Below are 15,463 nucleotides of genomic sequence, written 5' to 3'. Positions count from 1 at the left end.
TGTCCCTGGTTCGATCCCTGGAGGTACCACAAATTGCTCGGATGGTGAAATTGGTAGACACGCTGGACTTAAAATCCAGTGGACAGCAATGTCCGTGCGGGTTCAAGTCCCGCTCTGAGTACAAAAAGCGCAATTACTTATATAATGTAATTGCGCTTTTTTTATTGGAGGAAATAACGGATTGATTTACTTAAAAACTAAAAGCTTCTCGCTTATCCCATATTGCGTTAGGGATGGAAGCGGCATCCTTTTGTGAGTCTTTAAATATTCTTGTATATCCAAAACATCCCCGAACAAAAGATACAGCGGACAGCCAGACCCATAGGGTAACGCCATAATTATGAATACGGAAAAGCTTAATCAAACTATATATCTAATGATTTTGATATATTGTAAAAAAAAAGCGAATCTATAAATGATCCGCTTTTCTAGTAGTCTTTTAATATTTTAGATTCCTAAACGGAAATCTTTTACGCTTTTTTGTTCTAAGCTGATATCTTCAAAATAACTTGTTGTTCCTTTATCTACCGGGCATTGTGTACTGATTCCTGTCCATATTTCTTCAGGATAATTGTTTTTGTATAAACGAACCATCTGCCAGTTTTTATTGTCAAGGGAATAATAGCTTGCAACCGTTTCTGTATCTGATGAAATCTTCATGTAAACCGTTTTGCCTTCAACAACATCATGATTGTTGTCGTCAGAAGTTCCTATTGTACGAACTGTCACGATTCTGTGATTACCTCGTTCATCCTGTTCAAAACAAAATTTCTGATAAAAGTTATCGTTTACATATATGTACAATACTCCGGCATTGTATAATCCTTCTTTCGTAAATTCCGGGCTTATTTTTGCTGTTAACGTAAATGGTTTTGTGTTGTCAACTTTAGATAAAAGAATAGGTGCTGAATTATTTGAGAGTTTGTTATTTGGATCCGAGAAATAATCTTTTTTTTCTCCTACATGAAATAGTATATTTTCTTTTGCATCTACTTTTGCTAAGGTATCTGCACCATTAATTGATTTTGTAAAATGAATTTGGCTTAGTTTAATATCACATGGAGTTCCACGAACAATTGCTGAATCTTTTGTTTTTGTGTCGGTGTTTTGTGTTTTGTTTTCTTTAGAAATATTGTTGCAACTTGTCAATAAAATAATTTGGAAAAGAATGCAACAGATAATGGATTTAGATTTCATAAATGTTTTTGTTAAATGTATAAATAGTCTAACTTCGTTTTTCAAATTTACATTCTGCTTCCAATAAGGACAATACGTAAAATTAACCAATTTTATTTGAATAAGTATGGCAAACATATCCATCGAAGATCAGTTAACTTCTACTTTATTAAAACAAACTTTCTTGGATGAGGAAGCATTAGATGTAGAAGATTATAAAAAAATGGCTGCAGCTTATGTTTCTATAGAGCAATGCGTAGCAGTACTTTCGGATTTTCAGGCTGACTGTAGTTATATTTATGCGGGTAATTTTGGTAAATTGCTCGGACTCTCAGGTGATTTGTTTATTGATTCTGCTTTTGAGGACTGCATATTTGATAAGCTAAATTGGGAGGATGTACTCGAACGGCATGCATTAGAACTTCATTTTTTTCAATACCTTAAAAATTTACCTGAAGAAGAATATAGAAATTACAGTACTTTTAGTCGTTTACGTTCTTCTGATGAGACTAACATGCATTATATTAATCATCGGACGATGTATCTTAAAAGATCACCAAATGGAAGTGTTTTAGTTGCATTGTGTCTGTATGCTCCATCAACTATTTCAGAATTTAAAAACGGAATTGATGGTAAAATTGTAAATATTAAAACAGGAGAAATTATAACGTCTGAAAAATATAAACCTTACTCAGAAAGCCTCCTTTCTAAAAGAGAATTAGAAATTTTGACTCATGTTGCAAAGGGAAGCAATAGTGATCAAATTGCAGACTTGTTAAATATTTCGGTTTATACTGTTCGTCGTCACAGACAGAATATAATTCAAAAAATGCAGGTTTCCAATACAACCGAAGCTTTAAAAACCGCTTTTGTTATGGGATTAATAAGAGTATGAGTTTAAAAAACATAAAAACCTTTAAACATTATGTGCTTAAAGGTTTTTTATGTTTTGTTCTTAGTCAAATGCTTTTTCAAAATTTGAATCGGCATTTTTGGCTTTTTTTGAAGGTAAAACAGAATCACATTTGTCTTTTTCAATTACCGGATTCCAATCGCCTTCAAGATTAGTTGCAGTTGTTGTGCTGGCTGCGAATATTTTTTCTTTGGTGTATTCAGACGCTTCGGTTTTATTTAACTGTTTCGACCATGAAATACGTTTATCTGAATTTGATCCCGGACCATAACAATCATATTCTGCATAGAAAGAAGTTTTCCAGTTGTCATAAGCTTTATTTTCCGGATCTTTAGACCAGATTGACCAACCTTCAGGTATTATAATTGATTCTTCATACGAATGGATAAAAACTGTATTTGCACCAGCACCCCATGGTCTTCCAAGTGACACTTTTGAAATGGCTGCTTTAGGATATTTCATGATAACACAATCTTTGAATACAAAACCATATTTGCTTTTACCCACTTCATGATTACCGGCAGTGATGTATGAATCTTTTCTGCATTGGATGACACAATTTTCAAACAAGGCTATCCCTGCGCCAAAAATGAAGTCTGTAGTTCCATCGATGATACAATCTTTGATATAGGTTCTCTTATTTGCTTTAAGATAAAAAGTATCCTGAAAACCGCTCATTTTGCATTTGTGAAATATTGCTCTATCGCCATTTAACATTAAAGCTACAGCCTGACCACCTTTTTTATACTCTGGTAGCTCACTACTAATGGTATTTTCAAAAGTGATGTTTTCTGCGAAAAAATCATCCGCTTCAATCAATACACTAAAAGACTTGCTGGTGCCTCCTGCAATTTCAGCATAATCATCAAAAGTGAGAATGGTAGTTTTATATGATTCACCAATAAGTTTTACTTTTTTGTTTTTAGTTAATTTTAGTTTTTCTTTATAAGTGCCTGGCTTTATAAAAATGATTGTTTGTTTAGTATTATTATCAGGTACAGCATTAAAAGCATCCTGAACTTTAGTGTAATTACCGCTTCCATCAGCAGCTACCAAAATATCATAAACAGTTTTGTTTTTTTGAGCGTGTAAAGCTGCACTGAAACTAATAAGTAAGAAATAAAAAGTAAGTAAAGTTTTTTTCATGTTAGATTTATGAATGATAAAGTTTTAAAATAAAATTTCCAAGGAATAAATTGTTTACACCTTGGAAAATTATAAAAAGAATTGAAATATAACTAAGAAATAGTGTTTTTTACTTTATGGCCAAATACTCCAAAATAAAGTATGATTACAAAACAGGCCAAAGGAATAATATACCCAGCCTGAATATCATCATGTTTCATATCGATTAATGTTCCCATACCATAAGGAAGAATAGCTCCGCCAACAATTGACATTACCAGCCATGATGAACCCGTTTCGGTATTTGATTTTAAACCTACCAATCCTAAAGAGAAAATAGTTGGGAACATGATTGACATAAAGAATCCAATTCCGCCAAGAGCATAAATAACTAAAATTCCTGATCCGTAAATCGCTACTAAACAAAGTAAAATACTAGCGACACAATAGATAGAAAGCAAAACATAATCTTTGACAAATTTTAAAAAGAAAGTTCCGATAAAACGTCCTGCCATAAACAGAAATCCATAAATACCAAGGTAATATCCAGCTGTTTTTTCATCTAATCCGGCACCTTGTTGTGCGATTCGGATAAAGAAACTGGTAATACAAACTTGAGCACCTACATAAAAGAATTGGGCAGCAACCGCCCAGCTTAAATGGGAAAACTTTAAAACAGAAAAGAAACCTGGCTTAACTTCTGCTTCTGTTTGCTTTGGCTTCATTGATGGCAAATGCATAAAATAAAACAAGATAGCAACTAACAGCAATACACTCCCTAAAATGATGTAAGGCAGTTTTACCGCTGAAGCTTCTTCTAATAAGTAGGCTGCTTTTGTTGCTTCCGGCATTGCTGCCATTTGTTCCGGTGTGTGGTTTTTTCCTGAAAGTATAAACAATGAACCAACAATTGGCGCTACCATTGCTGCCAATCCATTAAAAGAGGCTGCCAAATTCAATCTTTTAGAAGATGATTCGGCAGGCCCTAAAATAGCTGCGTATGGATTTGCACTGGTTTCTAAAATGGTCAAGCCACATCCAATTACAAATAATGCAAATAAAAATAGTTCATAAGCTCTTGAGTTTGCTGCTGGTACAAATAAAAAAGCCCCTGCCGCGAAAACCAACAAACCTATAATAATACTGTTTTTATAACCAAAACGTTTAATAAGCATTCCAGCTGGAATTGCCATAATAAAATAAGCAAAAAAGACAGCCGTATCAATCAATGTAGATTGACTGTTATTTAATTCACAGGCTTTTTTTAGGTGTGGAATCAAAATAGAATCCAGATTATGTGCCATTCCCCAAAGGAAAAATAAGCTGGTAATTAAAATAAATGGCAAAAGATATTGATTTCCTTTTCCGCCTTCTGTTGGCACTTCATGTTGGTCTCCCGTTTGGTTAGTTACTTGCATAGTTAGTTTTTTTTTAAGGGTTAAAGCTCAAAGGCTCAAAGTTGCAAAGGTTTTGGGTTTTGGGTTCAAGTAAAGAAACCTTTGTCTCTTTGTTACTTTAAACCTTTACTTCAAAAGAATTATTTCTTTTTTACTAATAAAAGGTGATCACATACCAGAACCACTTCGCCTCGTTGGTTAATGATTTCTACATGCTCGGTCACGGTTCCCATATCGGGTTTTTTAGCTTCTCCTTTTTCAGAAATCGTAATTTCAGAATGAATAGTGTCACCAATATGAACCGGTTTTACAAATCGCATTCGGTCATAACCTTTTGAAAAAGCTTCCGGATTTATTTCAGAAGCAGTCAAACCGATTCCGATACTGAAGACCATTGTTCCGTGGGCAATTCGCTGACCGAAAGGCTGTGTCTTGCACCATTCTTCATCCATGTGATGCGGAAAAAAATCGCCGGTATGTCCTGCATGAACTACAAAATCTGTTTCTGTAATTGTTCTGCCTAATGTAACTCTTTTATCATTAAGTTGGTAATCTTCAAAAAATGTGGATTTAAAATACATGTTTTTTTAGTTTTTTAGTCCTTAGTAATTAGTCCTTAGTGATTAGCTAATTACTATGGACTAGCGACTAATTACTTTATTTATATAATTTTTTGGGCGTTTTAACACGCTTTCCGCTTTATCTTTTTTGGCAGAAAAAGCCAAAAAAGGATGCCGCTTCAATCGTTAACGCGGGATTCGTTTTTATAAGTCGTTTAGTGGAATTGCTCCTTTTTCATTACTGATGTAACAGGCTTCGACGACCTTCATCGTATCCAGAACATCCTGAACGCTTGCTAATAATGTATCGTCAGAACCTTCTTTAAAACGCATCAGATTTGACATGGTGCCAATAAAAGCTTCCGGAAACCAGGAACCTTCCAAATTGATTTTTTCCCATTCGTAAGTGCCATCCTTTTCCAGAGCCATTTCAAATTCGTCCGGCATTCCGTCAGGGTAATTCATTAATAAGCCCATTTTTGCTTTAATGGCTCCTTTTGTTCCTTCCCATTTAATGTAGCTTTCTTCGTGTTTTGGTCCAAAATGATGATCGTGATTCGTATTGACAACCACACGCATCGAATCGCCATAATCCAAAATAATCGAAGAACGGCAGGAAGATAATTTCTTCAAAGGGTGATTGGTCGTTTTGGCATAAACTCCTTTTGGATTTCCCAAAAACGAACGAATACAGTCAATGTAATGCACACTATGAAAAAGAATCTCCAATCTTGGATGTTCCTTAATCAGCGGGAACAATTCCCAAGGCGTATTTACGGTAACTTTAACTTCCATATCATACAAATCACCAATAATTCCCTGATTGATCATATATCTTGCTGCACTCACAAAAGAAGCAAAACGCAACTGAAAATTAATCCCTGCTACTAATTTTTTTCTTTCACAGACTGCCACGATTTCTTTGGCTTGTGCCAAATCATTTCCCATCGGTTTTTGAATCAGGACTGCTGCGCCATCGGGAAGCTGTTCCAATATTTCGATGTACTGATCAGGTAATACGGTAATGTCATAAACCGCATTCGATGGAGCGTTTTTTACAGCCTCTGCTACGTTTTCAAAAACATTTGGAATACCAAATTCTTCAGCCATTGCATGTGCTTTTGCTATCGTTCTGTTTGTAATTCCGAAAACCGAAAAGCCAGCCATTTTATATGCCGGAAGATGGGCATCTTTTACAATACCGCTCGCGCCAATAATGATAATCGGCTGCTTTGTTTCAGGTAATAAAGGTTTATATGAAATATTCATAATTATATAATTTGCAGAATAGCATTCTGTGTTTCTTCTAATAGTTTTTCGGATGGAATGTTGCTTTCTAATGCTTTTAAAACCATCTTGTCAATCAGTTCGGCTACTTTTGGCCAAACCGGAGTTTGAGGAAGTGTTAAAGCATTTTCATGTAATGTTTCCAGTTTGTGATAAAATGGAATAGTTTTATTGATTTCAATATCATTCCAAGTTGATTTCCTGCATCCGATTCCGCCTTCATTAGTTAGCAATTTATCGCTTTCAGGCGTAGTGGCAAATCTTAGAAAATCGTAGGCCAGTTTTTGATGTTTACTTCCCGTGCCAATAGTGTAAAGCCAATACACATTTAATGAAGCTGTTTTATGGTTTTCGTCATGTGGCAATTCCGTAATATCTACTTTTCCTTTTATTTTCGATTCTTCAATTACTTCACACATGGAGGCAAATCCAAACCAGTTGATTGCCATTGCTGCTTCTCCTTTGGCGAAAGCCATACCGGCTTCAACAGAACCAAAATCTTTGGATTGCGGATGAATGGCTTTTTTATTGTTGGCAATTGTTCGGTAAAAATCCAAGGCTTCAATTGCTGCCTTATGGTTAATATCGATTTGATTTTGGGTGTTCAATAAAGAACCGCCTCTGGTCCATAATTGCAGACAGAAATCAAAAACCATATTGTGACCATCTGGATAATGGGCAAAAACAGAACCGTATAAATTTTGCTCAGGGCGATTGAAAAATTCAGCAATTTCGGTGAATTGTTTCCAGGTTTTTGGAGGATGCAATTCGTATCCAAATTGTTTTTTGAAATTTTCTTTTTCAATTGGATCTTCAAATAAATCTTTCCTGAAAATCAAACATTCCGGACCATCGTGAAAAGGAAGTCCGTAAGTTCCGTTATTTATTTGTTGTAAATGCAATAATGACTGATGCCAGCCTTCTGGATAATTTTGAGGCAGATTTTCAGCAATTAATGAATTCAAATCAAGAACTGCTTTTTCATTCGCAGCATCAAAAATCCAGTCGGTATTGATATGGGCAATATCCCAGTTTCCATTTATTAAACCTTTTTTGAAAATGGTTTCTTCATAAAGATCGTGCAGTTCCAACGGAATCATTTCTGCTTCTATGTTGATGTTATTTTTCAGGCAGAACAAATCCCACAGCTTTTGCAGTGTACTTTCAAAAGGGTCAAATTTCCGGACAGCGATTCTTATTTTTTCCATTATTAATCTATAAATTGTTTAATAATTCGCTCATTGTCCTGACCTAATTTTGGAGAACCTTTACCTGATGTAAAAATTTCACCGTCTATTCTAATAGGACATCTGGTTGTTTTATAATTATAGCTGTCCAGCATTTCAACACTTTGTACAAAATTCAAAACCTGAAAACCTTCTTCTGCAAAAAGCTGTTTGTAGTTCAGAACTTTAGCGCACCAAATATCAGCAGGCTCTAAAATATCCAGCCAATATTGGGTTTCCTGAGTTTGTAAATGTGTGGCCAGAATGTTTTTAATTTCGTCTCTCAATTCAAATTTATTTTCAGGGAATTGCAATAATGCATCACATTTTAAAAGCGAAGCCAAAACCGGAATCGATCCCATAGCCAAGGCTAAATAACCGTTTTTGGTTTTATAAATTCCATAAGGCGCACCCAAATAAGCGTGAGCATTATTGGATTTTGTGCGGACAGGCAATTCACCACCATCGTTAAAATAAGTAGTAATCGTTTCAAACTGAAAATCAAAAGCCGATTCCAGCATACTGACCTGAACTTTCGCACCAATATTGTGAGTTGCTTTTCTATATAAAGCAGCTAAAATTCCTTGTGCCAAATGCGCTCCGGCCAGCATATCTACAATGGATAATCCCATTGGTACCGGGCCATCTTCCTGATTCCCGCTCAGCCAGGTTAAGGCTGTTAGAGACTGTAATAATAAATCCTGTCCCGGTAAATCTTTTAATTCGGATTTTGTGCCGTAACCCGAAATTTCGGCATAAACGATATTAGGATTGATTTTTTTGACTTCATCATAGCTCAAACCAACGCGTTCCATTACTCCGGGTCTGAAATTGTGCATGACTACATCGGCTTTAGCCAGTAATTTTTTTAATTTTTCAAGTTCGTTTGGCTCTTTAAAATCGATAGCAAACGATTCTTTGTTTCTGTTAATCGTATGAAAAACGGATGATTCTCCATTCATGATCAAATCAGAAGTATATAAGGTTCTGCAGATATCGCCTGTTCCCGGTTTCTCAATTTTTATAACACGCGCACCTAAATCAGCCAATCGCAAACTCGCTGAAGGACCTGAAAGAAACTGGCTAAAGTCTATTATTAAATAATCTTCTAATGGTTTCATCCTGCTAGTTTAAAAATTGTTCGTGTATTTGTAAATTGTCTTCCCCAACTTTTGGAGCAGCTTTTGGACTAACCAAAATTTCTCCATCCAGTTGAATCGGGCTTCGGGTAGTAACCATTGTTTCTCCGGCCGAATTTTTAACTGTTTGTTTCAATTGTAATTCCTCTACAAAAGGCTGGCTGTCCAATTCCTGGTAATTAAGTACTTTGCCACACCAGATTCCTTCTTTTTGAAGTAATTCAACCCAATAATCTGCTGTCTGGGTATTCAGTTTTTCAGCTAATAATTCCCTGATTTCATCTCTTTGCGAAAACCATTTATTTTTATCAGTGTATTTTTGGAAATCGATTTCTAAAACACTTCCAATAAAAAGCAAATCGCCCATTGCAAGAGAAATATAGCCATCTTTAGTTTGATAAACTCCGTAAGGAGCACTTAAAAAGGCATGAGCACTTCCTTTGACATCGCTTCTTTGTGGCTGTTGTCCGCCATCATTTAAGTAAGAAGTGATAGCTTCGAATTGTACATCCAAAACCGATTCCAGCAAGCTGACTTCAACCAAGACACCTTTTCCGGTTTTGGCTCTTTTTAATAATGCTGCTAAAATTCCCTGAACAAAATGATTCCCACACATCAAATCGGCTACAGCCAAACCAAAAGGAACTGGTCCCTGACTTTTTCTGCCGCTTAACCAGCTTAATCCGGAAAGAGACTGCAAAAGTAAATCTTGTCCCGGCTTGTTTGCCCAAGGGCCTTTGTCTCCATAACCTGTGATGGTTCCGTAAATTATTTTTGGATTAATATTTAAAGTTGTTTCAAAATCCAGTCCGATTTTTTCCATCACACCCGGACGGAAATTATGGGTCATAATATCTGCTTTGGCGATTAGCTTTTTTACTAAAATTAAATCTTCAGGATTTTTAAGATCGGCTGCAAATGATTCTTTGTTTCTGTTGATAGTATGAAACAACAAACTGCTGTCATCAATAAAAAGGTCTTTGATGCTTAACTGGCGACAGGCTTCTCCTTTTACAGGGCGTTCTATTTTAATGACTCTCGCACCTAAATCCGCTAGCTTCAACCCAGCAGAAGGTCCTGCCAAAAACTGACAAAACTCCAATACAACTAATCCTTCTAATGGTCTCATGCTGTTATAAGTTTAAAGACTTGATGTAAAGTGCATCCATTGCAGATAAAGCAGCTTCTTCATCGCCTCCGTTCATCAGATAATCACGAACCACATCACCGGCATGATCCTGAAAATACATGTGTCCTGAATATCGTGGTCTTAAAAAAGCCCTTTCTAAAGCAGGCAGTGTGTTTTTGAAATAATCATGGGTAATTCCGTTGATTCGGTCATTTTTCCAGGCTTGCAAATGCCCGGGCTGTCCGCCATTATCAGCAAAAATATTCTGTTGTACCTGTGATGAACCTGTAAATTCAGCATATTTTATCGCTTCCGGAATATGCTGGCTGAAAGAAGAAACAGCCAAACCGGTTCCACCCAGAGAACTAATCATCGGTTTATTATTCAATTTTACTAAATCATAAAAATGCAATACGTTTTTGCTGTAGCCACTTCTTGAATAATTAGAATAACCATAAGCAAAAGGACAGTAGGCAATTTCATCTGTATTTACCATGGCTTCATATACCTGAATCGGGTTTCTGTTAAAATTTGCCGGATCCATTAGCTGAGCCAGTTCGCGGTGCATTTGCAAAGCTTTCTTTCCTGTTTCTACAGAAATTACTTTTTCCTGAGACTGAAAAGGATCTTCGCCTAAACTGCAGCAAAATGAGTAAAAAGTCATTAACGAATCTACCGGAATTCCTGCAAAAGCAATCAGTCCTTTCTTGGCTAAAGCCAATAATTCATCATAAGTCTGTGGAACTTTTAATCCCTGTTTTTCTAAAATGTCTAATCTTGCTGCTGCTACGGGTGTTGCAGCATCTATTGGTAAAGCCCATAATTTGTTGTGAAATACATAACTTCCGTAAGATTTCCCAACGGTGTTGATTTCCTGGTCTTTTATATATTCGGCAGAAAGATAATCTGATAAAGGTAGAATGGTTTTTGTATCGGCACCAAATCCTGTCCATGGATGGTCAATAACAAGCAGGTCAAATCTTTTGGCTAAGTCTTCAATAGAAGCATCTGCAAATTCCTGTAAACTCCTTTTCTCCCAACTTATTTCTACATCAGGATTCAACTCTGTAAAACGCTGAGCCGTGGCAACCATTGGTAACAATCCTCTGGTGTGGTTCCAGGTAATCCCTTTTAATTTTTTCATTTTAATAGTCTAAATTTAATAAATGTGATTTCCACATTTACAAATATAGAAATTAGATTCAATTGCTAATATTATATGATTTATTTTTTCTCAAATAGTGTAACCTTTTTTTATATTTTGTACAAATTACACATAAAATGTGATATTGTTTTTAATTATATCTATTTTTAAGCACTGATCCTTAAAATAAGTGCCGGGTATTCATATTATGTTTTATATTTGTAAATGTGAAAATCACATTTATTTTCATGTCAATTTTACATAAATACAATTTTTAAAGTAGCGGTATGCTTAAAATTTCTTTTCTTTCCAAAATGATTGCCTTGCTGATTTTTATAACGGCAATTTCAAATGCTCAAAATACAATTCCAACGAAGCTCAAATGGTCAGAAAGAATGGCATTAACCTTAATGCAGCGTCACCCGCAATCCTATATGCTTGATGATGCTCCTGTAGCACATATCAGTTATGTTCATGGTTTGGTTACTTATGCTTTTCAGGAACTGGGTAAGCAAAAAAATAATGCAAAATACATGGCTTATGCCAAACAATATGCTGATGAATTGATCGATGCCGATGGAAATATTAAGACTTATAAGTATGAGTCCTTTAATATTGACAATATACCTACTGGCCGAATTTTATTTGATATTTATGAGCAGACTAAAGACAAACGGTATTTAATTGCCATGCAGACTTTGCGTAAACAATTAGAAGAGCAGCCACGTACGCCAAGTGGTGGTTTTTGGCATAAAAAAATATATCCTAACCAAATCTGGCTGGATGGTTTGTATATGGGTGAACCATTTTATGCAGAATATACCGTTACGTTTGAAAATGGTGCTAAGCTGGATGATGTTGCTCATGAATTTGAATTGATTCAGAAAAAGGCAACGGATGCAAAAACAGGATTGTTATACCATGCCTGGGATGAGAGCAAAGAAATGCCATGGGCAAACAAAGAAACAGGTGTTTCTCCTAATTTTTGGTCAAGATCCATTGGTTGGTATGCAATGGCTTTGGTTGATGTATTGGATTATTTTCCTAAAGATCATCCAAAAAGAAAAGAATTAATTGCCGATCTGAACAGTATTTCGAATGCATTGGTTAAATTTCAGGATAAAAAATCAGGAATGTGGTATCAGGTTACCGATATGGGAGGAAGAGAAGGTAATTATCTGGAATCTTCAGGTACGGCTATGTTTGCGTATGCTTTTGCAAAAGGGGCAAACAAAGGATATCTTCCTGAAAAATTCAAAAAAATCGCCAATAAAGCTTTTGACGGATTAACTACAATAAACATGAAAGTAGATTCTAATGGGCAAATAGAATTAACAAATGTCTGTGCCGTAGCAGGATTAGGAGGAAAACCTTATCGTGACGGTTCTTACGAATATTATATCAACGAAAAAAAGAAAAATAACGATCCTAAAGCAACTGGTCCTTTTATTCTGGCGGCTTTAGAATTGAACAGATAAATTAAAATTTAGACAATATGTTTTCATTACAAAATAAAAAAGCCGTCATAACCGGCGGAGGAAGCGGAATAGGAAAGGCAATCGCAACTTTATTCGCAAAACAGGGAGCAGAAGTTCATATTATTGATTTAACAATAGAAAGTGCTCAGGATGCTGTTGCGGATATTCAGCAATTGGGCGGAAAAGTATTTTCATATGCGTGTAATGTAGTAGATCAAAAAGAGGTTGTTGCTACATTTGAAAAAATCGGAAATATCCATATTTTGATTAATAATGCCGGTATCGCTCATGTGGGTAAAGTCGGCACAACTTTGGAAATCGATTTCCAACGGGTAATGGATGTAAATGTAAAAGGAGTTTACAATTGTTTGTATGCTGCAATTCCACAATTTCAATTGTCAAAAGGCGGTGTAATTTTAAACATGGCTTCTATTGCATCCTGGGTTGGAATTCAGGATCGTTTCGCTTATTCAACTGCTAAAGGAGCTGTAATGGCTATGACTTTATCTGTAGCGAGAGATTACATTGATGAAGGAATCCGATGCAATTCTATTTCTCCTGCAAGGGTTCATACCCCTTTTGTAGACGGATTTATCAATAAAAATTATCCGGGGAAGGAAGCTGAAATTTTCGAAAAATTATCAAAATCACAACCAATAGGGCGTATGGGACAACCAGACGAAATAGCTGCGTTGGCTCTCTACTTATGCAGCGATGAAGCAGGATTTATTACCGGAAGTGATTATCCTATTGACGGAGGATTTATCAAGTTAAATAACTAGAAAAGATACTAAGGAACTAAGGTTCTGAGGTACTAAGGTTTCTTAGTATTTTTAGCTCTTCAGCATCGTAAAAAATAAATAAATAATTAATTTAAAGTTACTAAGGTTCTAAGTAGTCAAGATTTTTTTTTAAAAAAACTTAGTGCCTCAGAACCTTAGTAACTTAGCAACTTTAAAAGATATGAAATTAATACGTTTTGGAGCAGCCGGACAAGAAAAACCGGGTGTTATTATTGGAGAAAAAAGATATGATGTTTCTTCAATTGTTTCGGATTTTAATGAAGCATTTTTCGAAGACAATGGTTTGGAAAAATTAAAAAAAGCTTTAGAAAGTAATCCAGCATTACCGGAAGTAGGAGCAGATGTACGTTTAGGTTCTCCGGTTGCGAGACCTTCAAAAATAATCTGTATCGGTCTGAATTATGTAGATCATTGTCATGAAACAGGAGCTCCAATTCCAACAGAGCCAATTATCTTTTTCAAATCGACCACCTCTTTATGTGGCCCTAATGATGATTTGATTATTCCAAAAAACAGTGAAAAAACGGATTGGGAAATCGAATTGGCATTTGTAGTGGGTAAAAAAGCAAGTTATGTGGGAGAAGCGGAAGCTTTGGATTATGTTGCCGGATATGCTTTGTTGAATGATTACAGTGAAAGAGCTTTCCAAATCGAAATGGGCGGACAATGGGCAAAAGGAAAAGGTTGTGATACTTTCGCACCTCTTGGACCATTTTTGGCTACGCAGGATGAAATCGCTGATGTGAATAATTTACCAATGTGGTTAACGGTTAACGGAAAGAAATTCCAAAATAGTAATACTTCAAATCTCGTTTTCAAAATTCCATTTTTAGTGCATTACCTAAGTCAGTTTATGACCTTGCTTCCTGGCGATATCATCAGTACAGGAACACCTCCAGGAGTTGGATTAGGAATCAAGCCGGATCCAATCTACATTAAGCCGGGTGACGTTATCGAATTAGGCATGGACGGTCTGGGATCAAGTAAACAAGTTGCTAAAGCTTATTCTAAATAAAATGAAATATATTGTTTGCGAAAAACCGCAGGAATTTCTAATCAAAGAAAAACCTATGCCGGAACCAAAAGAAGGAGAAGTACTTTTGAAGATTAGAAGAATAGGTGTCTGCGGAACCGATATTCATGCTTTTGGAGGAACACAGCCTTATTTTGAATACCCAAGAATTTTAGGTCATGAACTGGCTGCTGAATATATAAAAGGAAATGCAAAAGGTTTCGAGCCGGGCGATAAAGTAACGTTTATTCCTTATTTCAGCTGTGGTACATGTGTTGCCTGTAGAAATGGATTAACGAATTGTTGTGCCAATATCAAAGTCTTCGGCGTGCATATTGACGGCGGAATGGCCGAGTATGTTACGATTCCGGAGCAGTATTTACTGCACGGACAAGGTCTGGATTATGATGAACTGGCTTTGGTTGAACCATTAGCGATTGCAGCACACGGAGTAAGAAGAGCTGCTGTAAAAGCAATCGATACCGTTTTGGTAATGGGTGCTGGGCCAATTGGAATTGGACTGATTCAATTTGCTAAAATTGCCGGAGCCAAAGTGATTGTAATGGATATCAACGATTACAGATTGGGCTTTTGTGAAAATGAACTGAATGCTGATGAAACCATCAATCCGTTGAATGAAGATGTGGCTGAAAGATTAAAAGAATTGACGAATGGTGATATGGCAAACGTTGTGATTGATGCCACAGGAAACCAAAAAGTCATGAACAGTGCTTTTAATTACATTTCGCATGGCGGAAGATTTGTTTTGGTGGGACTTCAAAAAGGAGAATTGAGTTTCAGTCATCCTGATTTCCATAAAAGAGAATCGACTTTAATGAGCAGCAGAAATGCGACTATCGAAGATTTTGAATATGTAATGAAATGTCTGAAAGAAGGTAAAATTGATCCGAAGAAGTACATTACACACAGAGCGGATTTTTCTGAAATGATAAATGAATTTGGAAATTGGATTGACCCAAAAAATAATGTCATCAAAGCGTTGATCGAAATAAACTAAAATTATTTGTAAAATGTAAGATGTGATAGGATAAATTTTACTGTGAGAAAATGTAG

14 protein-coding genes and 1 tRNA gene are annotated in these 15,463 nt (G+C 35.9%); 6 read left to right on the top strand and 9 right to left on the bottom strand.

Features of this window, described 5'->3' with window-relative positions; genetic code table 11:
* The first annotated feature begins 35 nt into the window (after positions 1-35).
* Positions 36-121: transfer RNA gene (locus K8B81_RS16250), tRNA-Leu, on the top strand.
* Positions 122-447: 326 nt separating this feature from the next.
* Here the strand turns inward: K8B81_RS16250 and K8B81_RS16245 are convergent.
* Positions 448-1,197, bottom strand: coding sequence for a DUF1349 domain-containing protein (locus tag K8B81_RS16245; protein ID WP_223682612.1), 750 nt, complete (start codon positions 1,195-1,197; stop codon positions 448-450).
* A 106-nt stretch (positions 1,198-1,303) separates the two neighbouring features.
* Between K8B81_RS16245 and K8B81_RS16240 the strand changes: the two genes are divergently transcribed.
* Positions 1,304-2,071, top strand: coding sequence for a response regulator transcription factor (locus K8B81_RS16240; protein ID WP_223682611.1), 768 nt, complete (start codon positions 1,304-1,306; stop codon positions 2,069-2,071).
* Between the two features lie 60 nt (positions 2,072-2,131).
* Here K8B81_RS16240 and K8B81_RS16235 read toward each other — a convergent pair whose 3' ends face one another.
* The 8 genes from K8B81_RS16235 to K8B81_RS16200 all read right to left on the bottom strand — a co-directional run bounded on the left by K8B81_RS16235 (position 2,132) and on the right by K8B81_RS16200 (position 11,096).
* The gene (locus K8B81_RS16235) at positions 2,132-3,235 is read right to left on the bottom strand and encodes a pectinesterase family protein (protein ID WP_223682610.1); all 1,104 of its coding nucleotides are present in this window, start codon (positions 3,233-3,235) and stop codon (positions 2,132-2,134) included.
* 92 nt (positions 3,236-3,327) lie between these two features.
* The gene (gene fucP / locus K8B81_RS16230) at positions 3,328-4,632 is read right to left on the bottom strand and encodes an L-fucose:H+ symporter permease (RefSeq protein WP_223682609.1); all 1,305 of its coding nucleotides are present in this window, start codon (positions 4,630-4,632) and stop codon (positions 3,328-3,330) included.
* 119 nt (positions 4,633-4,751) lie between these two features.
* On the bottom strand, positions 4,752-5,192 hold the full coding sequence (locus K8B81_RS16225; protein WP_007809657.1) for a MaoC/PaaZ C-terminal domain-containing protein: 441 nt from the start codon (positions 5,190-5,192) through the stop codon (positions 4,752-4,754).
* A gap of 183 nt (positions 5,193-5,375) precedes the next feature.
* Positions 5,376-6,440 carry a Gfo/Idh/MocA family protein gene (locus K8B81_RS16220; RefSeq protein WP_223682608.1) on the bottom strand — a complete coding sequence of 355 codons (1,065 nt, stop codon included), beginning with the start codon at positions 6,438-6,440 and terminating at the stop codon, positions 5,376-5,378.
* Positions 6,441-6,442: 2 nt separating this feature from the next.
* Positions 6,443-7,666, bottom strand: a complete 1,224-nt coding sequence (locus K8B81_RS16215) for an extracellular solute-binding protein (RefSeq protein ID WP_223682607.1) — start codon at positions 7,664-7,666, stop codon at positions 6,443-6,445.
* Between the two features lie 2 nt (positions 7,667-7,668).
* Positions 7,669-8,805 carry a CaiB/BaiF CoA transferase family protein gene (locus K8B81_RS16210; RefSeq protein ID WP_223682606.1) on the bottom strand — a complete coding sequence of 379 codons (1,137 nt, stop codon included), beginning with the start codon at positions 8,803-8,805 and terminating at the stop codon, positions 7,669-7,671.
* 4 nt (positions 8,806-8,809) lie between these two features.
* Entirely contained in the window at positions 8,810-9,952 is a 1,143-nt protein-coding gene (locus K8B81_RS16205; RefSeq protein ID WP_223682605.1) for a CaiB/BaiF CoA transferase family protein, read from the bottom strand.
* Between the two features lie 4 nt (positions 9,953-9,956).
* Entirely contained in the window at positions 9,957-11,096 is a 1,140-nt protein-coding gene (locus K8B81_RS16200; RefSeq protein ID WP_223682604.1) for an ABC transporter substrate-binding protein, read from the bottom strand.
* A gap of 287 nt (positions 11,097-11,383) precedes the next feature.
* Here K8B81_RS16200 and K8B81_RS16195 point away from each other — a divergent pair, with 287 nt between their 5' ends.
* The 4 genes from K8B81_RS16195 (at position 11,384) to K8B81_RS16180 (ending at position 15,407) form a co-directional block, all read left to right on the top strand.
* Positions 11,384-12,574 (top strand): glycoside hydrolase family 88/105 protein, encoded by a 1,191-nt coding sequence (locus K8B81_RS16195; protein WP_223682603.1) that lies wholly within the window; start codon positions 11,384-11,386, stop codon positions 12,572-12,574.
* Between the two features lie 17 nt (positions 12,575-12,591).
* Positions 12,592-13,356 carry an SDR family NAD(P)-dependent oxidoreductase gene (locus K8B81_RS16190; protein WP_223682602.1) on the top strand — a complete coding sequence of 255 codons (765 nt, stop codon included), beginning with the start codon at positions 12,592-12,594 and terminating at the stop codon, positions 13,354-13,356.
* A gap of 181 nt (positions 13,357-13,537) precedes the next feature.
* A complete protein-coding gene (locus tag K8B81_RS16185; RefSeq protein WP_223682601.1) occupies positions 13,538-14,392 on the top strand; it encodes a fumarylacetoacetate hydrolase family protein in 855 nt (284 codons plus the stop codon).
* Between the two features lies 1 nt (position 14,393).
* Positions 14,394-15,407 carry a zinc-binding alcohol dehydrogenase family protein gene (locus K8B81_RS16180; protein ID WP_223682600.1) on the top strand — a complete coding sequence of 338 codons (1,014 nt, stop codon included), beginning with the start codon at positions 14,394-14,396 and terminating at the stop codon, positions 15,405-15,407.
* The last annotated feature ends 56 nt before the right edge of the window (positions 15,408-15,463 follow it).

Source organism: Flavobacterium hibisci, assembly GCF_020026925.1.
Lineage (GTDB): Bacteria > Bacteroidota > Bacteroidia > Flavobacteriales > Flavobacteriaceae > Flavobacterium > Flavobacterium hibisci.
Note: the sequence above shows the minus strand (reverse complement) of the source record. Positions and strands in the feature narration are given on the sequence as shown.

Excerpts from the sequence above, each read along its gene's own strand:
- K8B81_RS16240 (WP_223682611.1), top strand. The coding sequence starts at position 1,304 with ATGGCAAACATATCCATCGAAGATCAGTTAACTTCTACTTTATTAAAA.
- K8B81_RS16210 (WP_223682606.1), bottom strand. The coding sequence starts at position 8,805 with ATGAAACCATTAGAAGATTATTTAATAATAGACTTTAGCCAGTTTCTT.
- fucP (WP_223682609.1), bottom strand. The coding sequence starts at position 4,632 with ATGCAAGTAACTAACCAAACGGGAGACCAACATGAAGTGCCAACAGAA.
- K8B81_RS16245 (WP_223682612.1), bottom strand. The coding sequence starts at position 1,197 with ATGAAATCTAAATCCATTATCTGTTGCATTCTTTTCCAAATTATTTTA.
- K8B81_RS16215 (WP_223682607.1), bottom strand. The coding sequence starts at position 7,666 with ATGGAAAAAATAAGAATCGCTGTCCGGAAATTTGACCCTTTTGAAAGT.
- K8B81_RS16205 (WP_223682605.1), bottom strand. The coding sequence starts at position 9,952 with ATGAGACCATTAGAAGGATTAGTTGTATTGGAGTTTTGTCAGTTTTTG.
- K8B81_RS16180 (WP_223682600.1), top strand. The coding sequence starts at position 14,394 with ATGAAATATATTGTTTGCGAAAAACCGCAGGAATTTCTAATCAAAGAA.
- K8B81_RS16220 (WP_223682608.1), bottom strand. The coding sequence starts at position 6,440 with ATGAATATTTCATATAAACCTTTATTACCTGAAACAAAGCAGCCGATT.
- K8B81_RS16195 (WP_223682603.1), top strand. The coding sequence starts at position 11,384 with ATGCTTAAAATTTCTTTTCTTTCCAAAATGATTGCCTTGCTGATTTTT.
- K8B81_RS16200 (WP_223682604.1), bottom strand. The coding sequence starts at position 11,096 with ATGAAAAAATTAAAAGGGATTACCTGGAACCACACCAGAGGATTGTTA.
- K8B81_RS16235 (WP_223682610.1), bottom strand. The coding sequence starts at position 3,235 with ATGAAAAAAACTTTACTTACTTTTTATTTCTTACTTATTAGTTTCAGT.
- K8B81_RS16185 (WP_223682601.1), top strand. The coding sequence starts at position 13,538 with ATGAAATTAATACGTTTTGGAGCAGCCGGACAAGAAAAACCGGGTGTT.
- K8B81_RS16190 (WP_223682602.1), top strand. The coding sequence starts at position 12,592 with ATGTTTTCATTACAAAATAAAAAAGCCGTCATAACCGGCGGAGGAAGC.
- K8B81_RS16225 (WP_007809657.1), bottom strand. The coding sequence starts at position 5,192 with ATGTATTTTAAATCCACATTTTTTGAAGATTACCAACTTAATGATAAA.